This is a genomic window from Paenibacillus sp. NPDC058071 (genome assembly GCF_042885235.1).
Lineage (GTDB): Bacteria > Bacillota > Bacilli > Paenibacillales > Paenibacillaceae > Pristimantibacillus.
Map to the genome: position 1 here is coordinate 59,943 of NZ_JBHVSK010000016.1, position 14,542 is coordinate 74,484.

The 14,542-nt window shown below is 45.4% G+C and carries 18 protein-coding genes and 1 riboswitch; of the genes, 1 reads left to right on the plus strand and 17 read right to left on the minus strand.

Annotated elements, in window-relative coordinates; genetic code table 11:
- Positions 1-36: 36 nt before the first annotated feature.
- A riboswitch (cyclic di-GMP riboswitch) is annotated at positions 37-134 on the minus strand.
- Between the two features lie 65 nt (positions 135-199).
- The 17 genes from ACFVTB_RS21820 to ACFVTB_RS21900 form a co-directional block, all read right to left on the minus strand.
- Positions 200-610 carry a hypothetical protein gene (locus ACFVTB_RS21820; RefSeq protein WP_387753946.1) on the minus strand — a complete coding sequence of 137 codons (411 nt, stop codon included), beginning with the start codon at positions 608-610 and terminating at the stop codon, positions 200-202.
- On the minus strand, positions 580-948 hold the full coding sequence (fliS, locus tag ACFVTB_RS21825; RefSeq protein ID WP_387753948.1) for a flagellar export chaperone FliS: 369 nt from the start codon (positions 946-948) through the stop codon (positions 580-582). Before fliS ends, ACFVTB_RS21820 begins: the two co-directional genes overlap by 31 nt.
- Positions 949-954: 6 nt before the next feature.
- Entirely contained in the window at positions 955-1,308 is a 354-nt protein-coding gene (locus ACFVTB_RS21830) for a flagellar protein FlaG (RefSeq protein ID WP_387753950.1), read from the minus strand.
- A gap of 18 nt (positions 1,309-1,326) precedes the next feature.
- Positions 1,327-2,250: a flagellar filament capping protein FliD gene (gene fliD, locus ACFVTB_RS21835; protein ID WP_387753952.1), complete on the minus strand. Its 924-nt coding sequence runs from the start codon at positions 2,248-2,250 to the stop codon at positions 1,327-1,329.
- Between the two features lie 61 nt (positions 2,251-2,311).
- On the minus strand, positions 2,312-3,376 hold the full coding sequence (locus ACFVTB_RS21840) for a tetratricopeptide repeat-containing glycosyltransferase family 2 protein (protein WP_387753954.1): 1,065 nt from the start codon (positions 3,374-3,376) through the stop codon (positions 2,312-2,314).
- Between the two features lie 63 nt (positions 3,377-3,439).
- The gene (locus tag ACFVTB_RS21845; RefSeq protein WP_387753956.1) at positions 3,440-4,249 is read right to left on the minus strand and encodes a flagellin N-terminal helical domain-containing protein; all 810 of its coding nucleotides are present in this window, start codon (positions 4,247-4,249) and stop codon (positions 3,440-3,442) included.
- A gap of 119 nt (positions 4,250-4,368) precedes the next feature.
- Positions 4,369-4,602, minus strand: a complete 234-nt coding sequence (locus ACFVTB_RS21850) for a carbon storage regulator (protein WP_387753958.1) — start codon at positions 4,600-4,602, stop codon at positions 4,369-4,371.
- Positions 4,602-5,018: a flagellar assembly protein FliW gene (gene fliW / locus ACFVTB_RS21855; RefSeq protein WP_387753961.1), complete on the minus strand. Its 417-nt coding sequence runs from the start codon at positions 5,016-5,018 to the stop codon at positions 4,602-4,604. The genes ACFVTB_RS21850 and fliW overlap by 1 nt, the downstream gene beginning before the upstream one ends.
- Before the next feature lie 54 nt (positions 5,019-5,072).
- The gene (locus ACFVTB_RS21860; RefSeq protein ID WP_387753964.1) at positions 5,073-5,642 is read right to left on the minus strand and encodes a DUF6470 family protein; all 570 of its coding nucleotides are present in this window, start codon (positions 5,640-5,642) and stop codon (positions 5,073-5,075) included.
- 9 nt (positions 5,643-5,651) lie between these two features.
- Positions 5,652-6,551 (minus strand): flagellar hook-associated protein FlgL, encoded by a 900-nt coding sequence (gene flgL, locus ACFVTB_RS21865; RefSeq protein WP_387753967.1) that lies wholly within the window; start codon positions 6,549-6,551, stop codon positions 5,652-5,654.
- Between the two features lie 49 nt (positions 6,552-6,600).
- Complete coding sequence (gene flgK / locus ACFVTB_RS21870; protein ID WP_387753970.1) at positions 6,601-8,118, minus strand: flagellar hook-associated protein FlgK; 1,518 nt, start codon at positions 8,116-8,118, stop codon at positions 6,601-6,603.
- A gap of 11 nt (positions 8,119-8,129) precedes the next feature.
- A complete protein-coding gene (locus tag ACFVTB_RS21875) occupies positions 8,130-8,630 on the minus strand; it encodes a flagellar protein FlgN (RefSeq protein ID WP_387753973.1) in 501 nt (166 codons plus the stop codon).
- 15 nt (positions 8,631-8,645) lie between these two features.
- Complete coding sequence (gene flgM / locus ACFVTB_RS21880; RefSeq protein WP_387753976.1) at positions 8,646-8,909, minus strand: flagellar biosynthesis anti-sigma factor FlgM; 264 nt, start codon at positions 8,907-8,909, stop codon at positions 8,646-8,648.
- Positions 8,910-9,017: 108 nt separating this feature from the next.
- Positions 9,018-9,416: a TIGR03826 family flagellar region protein gene (locus tag ACFVTB_RS21885; RefSeq protein ID WP_387753979.1), complete on the minus strand. Its 399-nt coding sequence runs from the start codon at positions 9,414-9,416 to the stop codon at positions 9,018-9,020.
- Between the two features lie 91 nt (positions 9,417-9,507).
- A complete protein-coding gene (locus tag ACFVTB_RS21890; protein WP_387753981.1) occupies positions 9,508-10,377 on the minus strand; it encodes a ComFC family protein in 870 nt (289 codons plus the stop codon).
- 222 nt (positions 10,378-10,599) lie between these two features.
- Positions 10,600-12,897 carry a helicase-related protein gene (locus ACFVTB_RS21895; RefSeq protein WP_387753984.1) on the minus strand — a complete coding sequence of 766 codons (2,298 nt, stop codon included), beginning with the start codon at positions 12,895-12,897 and terminating at the stop codon, positions 10,600-10,602.
- A gap of 118 nt (positions 12,898-13,015) precedes the next feature.
- Complete coding sequence (locus tag ACFVTB_RS21900) at positions 13,016-13,477, minus strand: hypothetical protein (protein WP_387753987.1); 462 nt, start codon at positions 13,475-13,477, stop codon at positions 13,016-13,018.
- A gap of 221 nt (positions 13,478-13,698) precedes the next feature.
- Here ACFVTB_RS21900 and ACFVTB_RS21905 point away from each other — a divergent pair, with 221 nt between their 5' ends.
- Positions 13,699-14,340: a DNA-binding response regulator gene (locus ACFVTB_RS21905; protein ID WP_387753989.1), complete on the plus strand. Its 642-nt coding sequence runs from the start codon at positions 13,699-13,701 to the stop codon at positions 14,338-14,340.
- Positions 14,341-14,542 lie beyond the last annotated feature (202 nt).

Below are 14,542 nucleotides of genomic sequence, written 5' to 3' on the forward strand. Positions count from 1 at the left end.
CAACAGCAGGTTGCTATTGTTTTAATTACAAACCAATGTAGCAACCTGGCGATCTTTCTGCCGACCTACTAAAGCGAGCAAAAAGACCCATGGCTTTGCGTCACTACATTGCTGTAGTTTTGCCTTTATTCTATTTTCTAGTTCTATAGTAATAATTTTCATATATATCTTACTATATGATACATTTTTCTACAATCATTTATTTATGATTGTCAATAAAGTATCCTATATGTTGAATCATGTCTTGCTGATATGCATTTCTTGAACGTTTACCTTCAGAAATTTGCTTAAGTTGCTTGCCCGCTTCCTCTTTCAGCAACAGCATTTTCTTCATCAATTCCCGTTCCACAGTCAGGCAGTCCATAAGCAATTGCCTTTCCAGATCATTATAGACATGCGACTCTAGCTCAACTCGATGACGAATCAGTTCTCTTAATTCCGCCTGTCTGTTTTGCAGAGAAAAAAGCAAACCGTGGTTTGCTTCTTCCTCTAGATCCAGAGACAACATGGATACACCCGTTTCTTTCATCTCTTCTAGAATTTGATTGACAGTTAATGTCACAGGAGCACCTGCCTTCATTACTTCAATGTCTTCATCGCTTCCGACCATGTATCTCTCAATTCGGTAAGCAACTGCACACAATTGTCTGCAGCTTCCACATCCAGCTTCGTATTTGCTTTCATCAATAATTCATTCATGTACAAATATAAGCTGCTTAGTTGTTGCGATATTTCATATTCCATATTTAGTGTAGAGTGTAATTCCTCAATGATGTTCTGCGCTTTCACGAAGTTGAGATGCTTTCCTTCAAAATCATGTTTTTCTATACATACCGTCGCTTGTTTTATAAACCGAATACAGCCGCTATACAACATTAAAGTCAGTTCTCCAGGCGAGGATGTTTGGACCTTCGTTATTAAATAGCTGTCTTGCGGTTGAACCATCATCCGCTATCACCTTTTTTCGTCGATTATCGCCCCTACCGTGAGTTCCTTTAACTTTTCAACAAGATCGATAAACTTTTCAGAAGGTATTTCGTGTACGATTTCATGTGTATCTTTATTCATAATCTGTACAATTACCTGCTTAGTAGCTTGATGTATCTTGTAGTTAAATTCGTGCTCGGTACCTTGAACGGCTTTATTTGCTCTTTCCACAGCACTAACGAGCGCTTTCTCACTGACCGACAAGATTTGATTTTTACTTTTTTGTTTTAATACTGTGTATTCCCCTGCTACCCTAATGATAGGAGTAGAGTCAAGCTTCGTTGATGACTGCACTGGCTGGAGTTTGGAATTTATATCCATTTACCTCAAACCCCTTTTTTAACTAAATTGAGATGATAGCCAAGATAATTGGGAGTTGCCATTCGATATGGCTTTCTCCATATTGGCAAACATAGCATAGTAACGATCTTCTTTTTTATCAAGAACTTTATTTCTTTGCTCCACCTTCGAATCGATTTTATCGATCTGCATATTCAAGCTTTCAGCCGTATTCACGCCGCCGTTAATTTTACGAGAAATAGATATAATAGCGTCGTTCGCGATGTCGAAAATTCTTTGGAACAACCCTGTATTTCCACTCGTTTGCGAAGTGAAGGTCTGAACAACAGCATCTGGGTCGGCCTGAATAGCTGCACGAAGCTTGGTTTCATCGATAATCAGTTTGCCGTTATCCGGCGATCCTTTTGAATAAGCGGGAGTCATAATCCCCAGTTCGGTGAGCGTATCATAATTGGGATTGCCGCCGCCTACAGTTGTAGAAGCGATTTTCCTCAAACTGGATAACGCACTGCCTAAAATATTGTCGTTGCGAAGATTACCGCTTTTCGCTTTATCCTCCCAAGCTGCAATATCACGGTCAGACATCGCATCTTTCTCTTCGGACGTTAGAGGCTGATAGTTGCGGTATACCTTTTCCGTCGTTTTTGTATTAAGCGTAGAAACGGTGTCATTGTATTTATTAACGATGTCTTTTATTTTAGCAACCATCTCATCTTCGCTTATACGAACAACATTGCCGCCGGCATCCAGCTTGCTCCAGTTACCGGAAAATCTTGCTTGCGAAACCGATTCTCGCAAGCTCGCTATTTTTAAATTCATATTACTATAGCTTTCAACTTTCCACTCCAATGACTGTTTCTTCTGCAAAAGTTTGTTTATCGGCATCCGTTCAGCCTTCATTAGATCCTTGATCATTTTTTCTGTGTCAAGCCCCGAAGACATACCTGTAATACGCATTGGCATCTCGATCATCTCCTTTGATTAGCGTTGATATAATGTATATCGTAATAAAATAACATTTTATTTAGCTTTTCGTTGAAAGTTCTTTAAGCCGTAGAAGCGATGGCTCGAAGTTCTCTCTTGCAGCAATCTGATAATACTTTTCAGCCTCATGGGCCTTTCCGAAGACTTCATAAAAAACGCCTAAATTATGTGCAGCGCGATAACTTCCACAGCCGACAACAGTCGTGTATCGATTAGTTTCACCAATCGATAGAGCAGCTTTAAAATACAATTCAATTTTTTCGATATCCCCATTGTCCATAGCTAGACTTCCAAGTAAAAACGCCAAGTCGGGAAACTGTGGATATAGTTCTAGCAAGGGCTCCAGAAGATCAAAAGCCTCTCTACTTTGATTTAATTCTTTTAATGTATATCCTAAAGCTATCAGCAACGGCGGATAATACAATCGGTCAAATTGCTGTAACTCGACCGCATTAACTAGCGGGATATAAGCCTCTTTATATTGCTTGGTCGAGTAATAGAGTTTACCTAATTGATAAAGCACATATCCGTCATTCGGATTCTCATTTAACTCTTTCTCATACAATTCCAAATAACGGTTAAACTTTTGTTTTAATTGAAACTGCTCATTGGCATAACCATAGTGATCAATCGTAATATCGCTACGAACTGGTACCGCAAGTTGTCCGTCGACATAAAGCTGTTCGTGAACCCTTCCAACATAGGAATACCGAGAATCATTCGGAAATAATCTTGCCATGTGATGCGCGGTAAGCTCGCCTTCTGTTATATTTCGTATGCAAACTGTAGAAACGCTGTTGGGATAGTTCGTTAAATGACGCTTAACCGAAGCTTCCCAGTCCAACGGCAATTCTTCATCCGCATCCATTACAAAAATATAGTCACCGATTGCATATTGAATTGAAGCATTTCTGGCTTCAGCAAAATGATCACTCCAGTCAAAGTGAAAAATGCGAACGCCTTGCCGCTGTTGTGCAATTTCAACCGTTCGATCATTCGAACCAGTGTCTACTACGACAACGTCATAATCATCCGGAATACTATTTAACGCCCGCATTAATGTCTTCTCTTCATTTTTTACGATGAAACAAACGCTTATCTTCATCTTTCACATTCCCCTTAAACAAAAAAGGAGGTCCACGATTGTGGACCTCCCTCCCTTAAATGATTAACGAAGCAATTGCAATACGCCTTGTGGAGCTTGGTTAGCTTGCGCCAACATAGCAGTAGAAGCTTGTTGCAAGATGTTGAATTTCGTGTATTTCATCATTTCCGAAGCCATATCGGTATCACGAATACGCGATTCAGCAGCTTGCAGGTTTTCAGCGTTTACGCCAACATTATTGAAAACATGCTCCAGTTGGTTTTGGTAAGCACCCAGTTCGGAACGTGCTTTGTTGACCGTATCGATGAAACCGTCGACTTTAGTGCCTTCAGTAACACCGGAAGCGTTATTAGTCAGTGCGCCTGCAGTCAGACCAGCGATTTTCGCTTTTGTGAAGTCGATAACAACGCGATCAGCAGCGCCGCCGCCAGTTTGAATCGTTACGTTAGTAACGCTCGTACCGTCCAGCAACGTGATACCGTTGAACTTGAAGTTCGTAGCGATATCAGCAATCGAAGTGTTCAACTTTTGGTATTCCAAGTCCATTGCTTCGATGTCGCTTGCGCCGTACGTACCGTTGGAAGCTTGAACTGTCAGTTCTTTCATACGAGTCAGCATGTCGGAAACTTCGTTCATTGCGCCCTCAGCCGCTTGTACCATCGAGATACCGTCTTGCGTATTACGCATACCTTGGTTCATCGCTTTGATTTGCGAACGCATTTTCTCGGAGATCGAGAGACCTGCAGCATCGTCAGCAGCACGGTTGATGCGGTAGCCGGAAGAAAGCTTTTCGCTCGATTTACCTTGTTGAATGTTGTTGAAAACCAGGTTGCGGTGCGAGTTCATTGCGTTAAGATTGTGGTTGATAATCATTTGATATTTCCTCCTTGAAATTGTATGCTCCACTTCCATGTGGGCAGGCTGTTTTGCCTTACAATACTTATATCGGAGCCAAACTCCAGAAAGTTAATAGTTTTTAGAACTTTTTTGAATTATTTTTTAGTTCTTTTAGACCATTTTTTAAGGGTACTCAAGTCAAATCCGACAGAAACCGACTCTTTATTCATAGTTCTAACGTCATCCACAATTTCTTTCCGAATGACATTCATCTCTCTCGGGGCTACGATGCCAACTTTCACTTGATCTCCTTCTATTCCCGTGATTATGATCTCTATTTCGTCGTTAATAAGAATCGACTGACCTCTTTTACGGCTCAATATCAGCATTAAGAACCACCTTCCTCAGTGGAAGAAATTAGAGGCGCATTCACTAAATAATTGGTACCATTCAGTACCGCTTGTCTGCCTACTCCAGTTTTTACGTTAATAACGAGCGGAGCAAGCAAATTGATAGTCGATTTTTCAAACGGCTTTTTAATTGTAATAATGGAAAGGACGCAGACATCTTCAGCATGACTGACCCCCAGCTCTGCAATCAATCTGTCATTTAACTGGAACTCATAATCAGCGTATACATCAAAAGGGGAAATAACTACAAACCCAATATTGGGTTCGTCGATGTTTTTAATATGTAAGAAGGGGCTATTCTCCTCGACTTCCTCAACCTTATAACGGTTAAACGCTTCAAAACCATATATGCTGTCGGCAAAATCCAATTCAATCTGTTGAAGTAAAGGTTGCACTGTAATCCCTCCAGATAAAAACTAATGCTATAGCATCATGCTATAGCATTTGGTTTATTTATACCAATCATAAGTTGTAACATCAATAGAAATTGAATTCTTTTGTCTTAGATAGATGTCTACTTTACCTTGTTCCACTTGAATATCAGGTTTTCGCGGAGTATAGTCGTACCGCACTGGGGACGGTATAATCTCCGTTTCGATATCGCCGGAAGAATACGATAGACGAACATTGTCGTACCCCGGAGTTTCCGTTACATATTCAACCGGATTGCCTGCCATTGATCTGCTTTTAGCAATATCGGCAAAGGCATTTCTTTTGTTTGTGATTTGAGCGAGTTGATGGCCTTCCTGCACCTTCTGAGCAAGACCTTGTAGAAAAACAGACTTCATCTGGCTATAAAGCTGTCTATTCCATTCGAGATGAGGCCCTTTAGCAAGCGCCCCCCAAGCTTCGCTCGAATCAATTTGCAGTTGAGATGGCGTTCTTTTGAAATTCATTTCTGCGCTAGGCTGTTCAATTTGCTGATCACCCCGATAGGAGCGAATCGACTGCTGCGACTGGATCGACTCCATTCCAATAGCCGCGTAGGTTTGTCTAATCGATAACCTTAAATTATTCATTGGGCCACATTACCTTAAGTAATCGATTAAAGTAGGCTGAATAATTTTAGCCCCAGTCGATAGGGAAGCTTGGTATACGCTTTGTTCCTGTGTAAACCGCATAATAGTTTCGGCCATATCCGCATCTTCCGTCTTGCCTTGAAGTGCATTCAAGTTTAATGTCAGATCCTGCATTCTTTGGTCTAGCAAATCGACGCGATTCGTTCGTGCACCTATCTCGGAACGTATATTGACAACGCCGTCATAGCGGGAGTCAAGGCGTCGAACAGCGTCTGCTAATGCAACGTTGTCTTTAGCAGGACTTAAAGCATTTTGAATATCCTGCAACACTTTAAACAGATTGTCAGCATCCCCCGATTCGCCAAATATTTCATCACCCGTTAAATTTACTGGAATCGAAATGTCGGTAGACATCTGAATCAAAACTTTTGCTTTATCCGTGTCTTGCGTAGACGCATTGACCGCATCGTATGGTTGTTTGTCAGTAAACTGTCCGTTAAACAAATATTTACCGTTGAATCTCTCATTGCCCGCCACAACAGCTTGCTCGTAGATTTGGTTGATTTCGATCGCAATCGCATCCAGCGCCGACTGCGGATTGGTTCCGTTCAAAGCTTGAACGGAAAGCTCTTTCGCACGTTGCACCAAATCATTTACTTGTCCGAGGACGTTATCGGTGTAATCGAGTTGCGACTTGGCGCTTGTAATATTTTTTTCGAACTGCTCGTTCATAGCCAGTTCGCTGCGGTACCTTAGCGAATAAGTAATCCCGACTGGGTCGTCTGAAGGCTTATTTAATTTACGCCCCGTAGTTAATGTATTTTGCTGATGCTCCATACGCGAAAGATTGTGATGAATATTTCGCATCAATTGATTCTGCATCATTCCCGACGTTACTCGTTGAGCCATACCTATTCCCCCCTATTTCAGATCGAACTTTCACAATACGATTCGTTCATTAACGTCCAACAATACCCATTCCGTTAATAACTTTGTCGAGAATCTGGTCGATCGAAGTCATGAATCTTGCAGCCGCCCCATAAGCATGTTGATATTTAATCAATTCCGACATTTCTTCATCTAATGAAACGCCGCTAACCGATAACCGGCTTGATTCGACCTGATTGACAATATCGCTTTGGTTGGCGGCCTGACGATCCGCTTCCTGGGTTTGTACGCCAAGCTGGCCGAGCATTGATTGATAAAAGGAATCAATCGTGCCATTTGAAATACTGTTCCCACTTGATGTCGGCGAGAATCTGAAAGAGGTATCTTTCAACGATGCCATGAAATTAGCCAATGTATTATTACCTTTTACGGTCTCATTTGCTCCATTAATTATTTCCGTACGCATGGAAGTAGCAATCGCCATTGGGTCGTCTTTAATTGCTTGAGCCAGATCGATGCTGGCTGCAGTAATTGGTCCGCCTTTAGAAACAAAAATGTCTCCGGCTTGCTGAGGCGGATTTGTGAATAGATAGCCCAGCCTATGCAGACCGTTTATCCCTCTCACAACTTCCACTCGATCGGCAGTAAGCGTCGTTCCGTTATACGTAGAACCTGCAGGGATTGTAACGCTAAATTCACCGTTAACGAGCGTATCTGCCATCGCATCGAGCTGCTCTTGATAATCGCGAACATACTTGTCTCTGGACGTGAACATACCGGCCACTTCACCGCCAAGACGTCCTGCGTCGAACTCAGTCTCCAATTGTCCCGAGGTTATCGGCGTTAATACATCATAGGTCACCAAGTTCACAGATCCGATCGAAATCTCGTAACCATCAGCCGTTTTGCCTACAGTTACATTGCCGATTAACGACAACTGATCCACGAGATAGTCGCGTTGATCGTACAAATCGTTCGGATTGTCACCATAAAGCTCTAGCCGTTTGATTTCTCGATTCAAATCTGCAATGGATGCGCCGATCGAATTGATTTGAGACACCTTAACTTCAATATTGCTTGTAATATCGTTACTCAGGTCCGTTAAATGTTTGCTAGTTTCATTAAAAGCATCAACGAGCGCCAATGCATTTTCGCGAACAATCTTACGACCTGTAATATTCTCAGGATCCTTCGACAGGTCGGTCCACGACTTCCAAAAGTTATCCATAACGGTACGAATGCCGGAATCGGACGGTTCGTTAAAGATGGTTTCCAGCTTACCAAGCGTTTCGGATTGAATCTTCCAGTCGCCAAGCATGCGATTCGCGTTGCGGAATTGGTCATCTAAGTACGATTCGCGAATACGAGTTATCGAAGTGAATTCGACGCCCGTACCGAGCTGTCCCGGAATATTGGAACGCATATAGCCGGGAGCTTCAATCGGACGAGTTGCAACGAGATTGACGCGCTGGCGGGAGAAACCCGGCGTATTGGCGTTCGCGATGTTATGTCCAATCGTATTGATTGTAGCTTGCTGGGTGAACAGACTTCTTTTGGCCGTTTCTATACTATGGAAGGTAGACCTCATGTTGCCGCCTCCTAAGCTTTGTTGTAATAAGAATTCGATTGACCGTGCTGGTTTGCCGACATAGTCGGGTTCTTGTAGGTGTAGCTTTCGTCTTCCGGCATAATCATCAGCTCGAGCGAAAACTGAATAAATTCAAGCGATTGCTGAAGAAGTGTTTGATTCAGGTCATTAAGCTGCTTGAGCTCTCTTAATGTTTTGGACAGACGTTCGTGAGAAGACTGCAGGCGTACACGATCATCGGGATCGAATACGACCCCCATCAGATTTTTATGGGAAGCATAAAGCCTGCTTTTAATACCCATATCAACCATTAGTCTTTTCGTTATCAAAATGCGAGTATTGTCTAATTCTGAAATATCTTTGGCAAGTTTGGCTTCCGACCTCATCACTTGCATAAGCGAATCCATATCCTTCTGAATAACGGCCCGCTTCTTCTCCTGCCCGGAACGCAGCAATTGATCGTGCGCATCGGCCAGTCTTTCCATCGTATCGATTATTTCAGCGACAGCCATTTATTAATCACCCGCCTATTTAATAAAAGGAAACAGTTTTTCTGCAATCTTACCGGCTTCAATATGATAAGTTCCTGATTGAACTTGCTGCTTAAGCTCTTCCACTTTGGCCGCTCGTTCCGCCGTTTGCGCCTGATTGATCGATTGCAGTTCCTTCGCCATCGAAGAGATTTGCACTTGATCGATTTGCTTCTTTTTGTTTGCCGCATCTATTTTCTGTCCACTTTGTTTCTGATACGAATTAACCGCGTTAATTCTGCCGGGTTCGTTAATCTTCATATTGCCACCTCATTCTACTCCAAATAAAAATACCGATAATCAACTAATTGTATTATCGGTATACGAGCTATATTTTGTTAGATACGCTAATAAATATTATCGATTTTCTTACCGACCCTTCGTTTGATAAACGGAGTTGCCCGATCCGGACTCATCATCCCCGTTACCGCGAGCATACGTCGACTTATTCAAATCATTGGATAACCTTTTCCGACAGGCATCACATATGTGGCTTTCCCTAATTAACGTGCCGCACACTTCACACGGATAGGCAAGATTCGGCGCGTTAACAAGCGAGATGCGGCCCTCACGAATAAACTTCGTAATTTGCCTGATCGATACGCCCGTCGCTTCGGAAAGCTCCGTAATAATCGAGCCTTTGTTTTCCCGTAAGTAATTAGAGCAAAGCTCATATTCTTTATCAATTTCCCGTGTGCATGCTTGACATACATCGCGAAAATGTTTGGCAAACAATCTGCCGCAGCGAGGACAATTTTCCAAGTTCACGATCTATCCCCCATTTCTACCCTTCGTCGTTGTTTTAATCTATTCTACCGGATTGTGGGAAATATTTCACTATTAATCTTGTTGGCGGTTTTTAAGATCTCGCCCATGTGAGAGAGTAGATTTCGAGAGGGAGGAGAGCCTGCTGCTGCAGCGCAGAAGAGCAAGCCTGGACCGTGCTGCCCGTCGTATAAATATCATCTATCAGCAACACCCGGATTCGATGCGGTTGAGAAGGTATTACTGAGGGAGGAGTAGACGCTATCAGCAAATTGTTCATTTCTTCTAGAGAAGCTCGGAATAATTGGGCCGTATTGCGAATCCGCTCTGCTCTCGATTTAAAGCTTTGTTTCTCGGTATGCCGTTCCCGAACTAGTAAATGGTGAAGAGGAACTCGCAGTTGTTGCGATAAAAACGAGGCAAACTGCTCTGCTTGGTTGAATCCCCGTTCCTCTGCCCGCTCCGTACTGATCGGAACATAAGTAATAACGTCCCATGGAGGGCGGCGATGTCTGCTAACTGGGAGATTACTAGGCCTCTGTAAGGCTGCCAATTGTGCAGCCGCCGGCAGCATCATCTGAGCGAACAGGGTAGACAATCTCTCATTACCGCGATATTTATACAGCGCCAACCACTCTTTCATCGTTTCGCTGTAGTGGACAGCGCTCCGGTTGGCTATAAATTGAGGCTCGCTTCTGCGTACACAATCTCCGCATACCGATCCTCTTCCGCAAATCGGACAGCGAATGCGCTGAAGCCATGGAATTGAAGAGAGACAGTCGTTGCAAAGTGATCGTCCAATGATTCGAGGTGTATTAGCGGGGATCGAGACATCCGATTGAACGAAACTAACCGATTTTGTGCAAAGCAGACAAGCTTGGGAGCTTGCCCCCAACAGTTCGAAAGTATTGGACAATCCTTTAGCCGACCGTCTGAATAAGTGATGGAGCGAGGACAGAAACATGACGGATGCCTCCTAACGAGTCAGTTTTAAACAAGAAGAGCAGAAATATCGGATGAGAAAGCGAAGGCGAGGATACGCCTCTGATCTTGAACTAGTGTGGATTTCCAAACGCGCATACAGTTGACGCAGGAGACATACGTTATCAACTGTTGAAGATGATCCTTCTGATGGCATTCCCTGCCTTTAATGAGCAATCCGGCAGCTGCAATTGTCTCTTGCGGTTTAGTATCCTGTCGGCGGCGGCTGCCTTTCTTGCAAGTAGCCATTCTTTGCTGCTATTTTATTCATTTTGCGAATATGCCGTATAGCGGCAACCTGAGAACGAGTCCGCTCTTTTGCGCAGAAGCGCACAAGTCCGCGCGGATCCTCGGCTGATCTCCCCGCTCGCCCAGCCATCTGTACCAGCGAAGCTTCGTCAAACAATTTTCCGTCCGCGTCCAATATGTACACGTCACTGCGGGGAATCGTTACTCCACGTTCCAGTATGGTCGTCGTCACTAGCAGCCTGATTTCGCCTGAGCGAAACTTTTGGACGTTTGCGGCACGATGTTCATCTTTAGATGAAGTTCCTGCAACTTCGGATTGCTTTAATCGTTTCTTCAACAGTTGTCGAAGCAGACGTGCAAACGGCTCCACCTGAGCAATTCGCTGTACGAATAGAAACAGTTGCGCTCCTCTATGAATTGAATGTTCTAATGTCGTTAGCAACTTGTGGGGAATCCGGGCTGAGCTAATCATCTGAGAAACGGTAGGTGTGCGCAGTATACTCGGAACCGGCAACGGATGGCGGTGATAACGGACCGGAACGCGTGCATGAGGTAGTATTCCACTTCTAGCCTGGCGCTGTAGTTCGGATGAAGGTGTTGCCGTTAGAAGCAGCCTCGGTGCGCCGGGAGCTCCGCTTTTGGCAGCGGCGTAATGCAGCATTTGATCATCACGGTAAGGGAACGCATCCAGCTCGTCAATTATGACTAAATCGAACAGGTGATGAAATCGCATCAACTGATGGGTAGTGGACAGCGTAATGTCTCCCGCCTCCCACCGCTCCTCGCTCCCTCCATACAAAGTGACGACTGAGCAGCTCGGAAACGCTTTACGGATACGGGGCTGGAGCTCAAGTACGACGTCTCCACGTGGAGTAGCAATCAAAGCTTTGCCTCCCCTCGATAAGACAGATTCGACTAGCGGGAAAAACATCTCGGTCTTTCCCGCACCGGTTACCGCCCATAGCAAAAACCTAGGGGAGGCATCGTCAGGGGGAGGAGACTCGATAAAGCGCAGCGCTTGCGTTGCAGCCGCAGTCTGAGCTGGACTAAGCCCCCAGCGGGAGAGTGAAGCAGAACGAGATAGAGGCTCTTCTGTGGAGGTTGCTCCTAAGAGCTTGGCACTAGGGTGCCGCGGCATGCCGAGTAGCAGCAGCTCGCATTCGCGGCTGCGGCCCATATTGAGACAAGCCGTGCAGTAGGCGCACAAGCGCCCGCAAGCCGCGCAGGGCGTGCGATGCATCTGCGCCTCGCCGCTGCCGCATCGTCGGCAGCGACACTGGCGCTGGCTTCGTCGCCGGCCGGCCGTCTCGGCGGCGACGGAGCCTTCCATGCGTAGCCAGCCCAGCAGTTGCGCGAGCTGTAAAACGCCGCTCCAATGGGCGGCGGTGCCGTCCCCGAGCAGGGCGTGTGCCTCGCCGCGTAGCAGCGCACGGCCCTGCAGGGCGCTCGCCGCCTGCTTTGCGGCAGCAGCAAGCGCCGCGGCCTCCACGGAGCGATCTCGCCCCCGCTCCAGCGCACCCTTATCCTCGCCGCTGCCGCTCGCTCGAATCCATCCCTCACTCGGCTTCACCTCCTTTCTTAAGATTCCTTGCCCGTCTGCCCCCTTTCTATTGCGCACTGTTTCCTTGTCTTTATTTCGCCGCCTTCCCCGCTTCCTTTCCTCGCTACAATCTAACACCTCTCCCGCCGCAATATTCTTCCACGCCCGCTTTCCTAAAGCACCCGTTATTGATCCGATGATCCCATCCCCGCTCTTCGGCCCTTTCCTATTACCCAGCCATATCCCTTCTGCCGATTCACGCTTGGCTTGTCCAATGCAAAATTCCAAAAAGGCTAGCGCCCGCTCCTCGCTCACGGAACCTGCCGCAGGAATTGTCTCTTCCCAAATCGTTATACTCCGCCGCGCATCTCCTAAAGGCAGTGCCTCCCGCCAGAAAAACATCGCTTTGGTTCGATCGCCTTTTAGCCGTAAATCGACCGCAGCTTCCCATCCACTAGGATTGCTGTCAATTTGAACGTTCCCGCCTCGCTCTACATCTTTTCCCTTCCTCTGAACAACTGCCCCTTTGTTTTCTCGCATCCCGGTTAAGCGCGATTCTAGCCGGTTTAACCGTTCTTGTTCCTCGTTTGCTGCCAAAGCTCCGGATATTTCATCTTGCAGCCAAAATCTCTGATCTATGCTCGGCTCAATTGTTATATTGGCATACCAACTTTCGCTATCGATTATCCCTACCAAGTACACATAAGCCTTCATACGTTCCATCCTCTTTCCCATGTAATTAAGCTTCAAAATAAAAAAGCACACCACGGTAGCGCAATTGCGCTCCGGGTGTGCTTCACTCCGAATTTACATCATATAAGGAGAGTATACCTCAAAATGGCATTTTGGACAAATCCGAAGGATTCTTCAAATCAACAAGCACCGCCTGATCCGAAGATGTTATAATCCCCTCCGATCTCAGCCTCCACATGAGACTGGAACTCTCTTCATCCGACTGCAAACGCTTTCTATTATTGATCTTCTCGGCCGCTTCATTTTCTCCGGCATGTAGTGTGATCGGAGTGCCTTTCCTCTCCAGCATAGCGATAATTTGCGCTGATTGACCGGTCGACTCTCCGTCCACTACTGTCAGCTTCACTTCGGTACCCGCCCGCTTCCCAAATGCAAAAAACGATCGGGCGAGCCATTCCATCTTCATATGTTGGTTATGTGCAACGAGCACATAGTGTCTGCTGCCGCGGCGTTCCCGTCTTGTACTCCACCTATGCGCCAAATGAACCAGCAAAGCGGCCAAAGCGTAGCAGCCCACTACGGCAAGCAATATTCCTATCATGAAGGCCACCTCCTCTTTGTGACACTATATGCCGGGAAGCGCCCAGTGGTTACGGACAATTGGGACGAGGCGGACAAATTGTACGCATTTTATCGACAATCGCACCAATCACCTATAAAATAGTAAAAAACAAGATAGGCGCGTGAAGCACACCGCTCTGTTCGATTCTGTAATGGAATACGAAAAGGGCGGTTTTTTATCGTCCCAAAGGAGTGATAGACATGTTCGAACTGCATTTCAAAGAGTGGATGATTCTACAGCTTTCCGCAAGCAGCGGAGAGCGAAAAAGAAGGCTCATGGAGAATAGGCATGCTGAAAACCAATTTCTTAAGGATGTCTGGTGGCCGGTGGCTGGTCAATTCGACTATTTGTCAGCCGAGTATGAAATCCATGATTTTAAGGATGGCAAACGATTTCTCGATTATGCGTACATTCGTCCACCTTATCGCGTTTGCTTCGAAATTGACGGTTATGGTCCGCATTCCCGGGATATTAGCCGCGATCAGTTTGCAGATCAACTTATGCGGCAAAACTATCTTGTATTGGACAATTGGATCGTATTGCGTTTTTCGTACGATGATATCGTGCGCAAGCCTCGTCAATGTCAACAAATCATTTATCAAATGTTCGGCAAGTTATATCACATAAATAATGTTTCTCAACTGTCTCTTCATCAGAAGGAAATTTTGCGTTACATGACACTGATTCAAAGGCCCGTTACCTCAAACGAGATCAGCTGCCATCTGAATGTCGGAATTAAACGCTCTCGCAAGTGGCTGCGGTTGTTACTAGAAAGCCAGCACATCCAGTCTGTCACATCCGAAAGCCTACGAATTCACAAATACAAACTAAAAGAACACTAACAACTCTAGATACTCGCAACCGAGACGTAAACTGACAGATTTAGCTTTAAGTCGGATTACTGTCTCGGTTGCCAATAGCCTTTTTAGTTTAAGATGCCCCTTCCTCTCCTCCAACGGCCATTTTGGCCGCTATTGCGATGCTGCATGCACACTTCTTCCCTGTAACGGCCATTTCGGCCGTTATTTCAGCTAAAAGTTACTT

What these genes read in the sequence shown, in the direction of transcription:
- ACFVTB_RS21840 (WP_387753954.1), bottom strand. Translation starts at nt 3,376, where the DNA reads ATGAAGATAAGCGTTTGTTTCATCGTAAAAAATGAAGAGAAGACATTA.
- ACFVTB_RS21905 (WP_387753989.1), top strand. Translation starts at nt 13,699, where the DNA reads ATGTTCGAACTGCATTTCAAAGAGTGGATGATTCTACAGCTTTCCGCA.
- flgM (WP_387753976.1), bottom strand. Translation starts at nt 8,909, where the DNA reads ATGAAGATTAACGAACCCGGCAGAATTAACGCGGTTAATTCGTATCAG.
- flgL (WP_387753967.1), bottom strand. Translation starts at nt 6,551, where the DNA reads ATGGCTCAACGAGTAACGTCGGGAATGATGCAGAATCAATTGATGCGA.
- ACFVTB_RS21850 (WP_387753958.1), bottom strand. Translation starts at nt 4,602, where the DNA reads ATGCTGATATTGAGCCGTAAAAGAGGTCAGTCGATTCTTATTAACGAC.
- fliS (WP_387753948.1), bottom strand. Translation starts at nt 948, where the DNA reads ATGATGGTTCAACCGCAAGACAGCTATTTAATAACGAAGGTCCAAACA.
- ACFVTB_RS21820 (WP_387753946.1), bottom strand. Translation starts at nt 610, where the DNA reads ATGGTCGGAAGCGATGAAGACATTGAAGTAATGAAGGCAGGTGCTCCT.
- ACFVTB_RS21900 (WP_387753987.1), bottom strand. Translation starts at nt 13,477, where the DNA reads ATGATAGGAATATTGCTTGCCGTAGTGGGCTGCTACGCTTTGGCCGCT.
- ACFVTB_RS21895 (WP_387753984.1), bottom strand. Translation starts at nt 12,897, where the DNA reads ATGAAGGCTTATGTGTACTTGGTAGGGATAATCGATAGCGAAAGTTGG.
- flgK (WP_387753970.1), bottom strand. Translation starts at nt 8,118, where the DNA reads ATGAGGTCTACCTTCCATAGTATAGAAACGGCCAAAAGAAGTCTGTTC.
- ACFVTB_RS21830 (WP_387753950.1), bottom strand. Translation starts at nt 1,308, where the DNA reads ATGGATATAAATTCCAAACTCCAGCCAGTGCAGTCATCAACGAAGCTT.
- ACFVTB_RS21845 (WP_387753956.1), bottom strand. Translation starts at nt 4,249, where the DNA reads ATGATTATCAACCACAATCTTAACGCAATGAACTCGCACCGCAACCTG.
- ACFVTB_RS21890 (WP_387753981.1), bottom strand. Translation starts at nt 10,377, where the DNA reads ATGTTTCTGTCCTCGCTCCATCACTTATTCAGACGGTCGGCTAAAGGA.
- ACFVTB_RS21875 (WP_387753973.1), bottom strand. Translation starts at nt 8,630, where the DNA reads ATGGCTGTCGCTGAAATAATCGATACGATGGAAAGACTGGCCGATGCG.
- fliD (WP_387753952.1), bottom strand. Translation starts at nt 2,250, where the DNA reads ATGCCAATGCGTATTACAGGTATGTCTTCGGGGCTTGACACAGAAAAA.
- ACFVTB_RS21860 (WP_387753964.1), bottom strand. Translation starts at nt 5,642, where the DNA reads ATGAATAATTTAAGGTTATCGATTAGACAAACCTACGCGGCTATTGGA.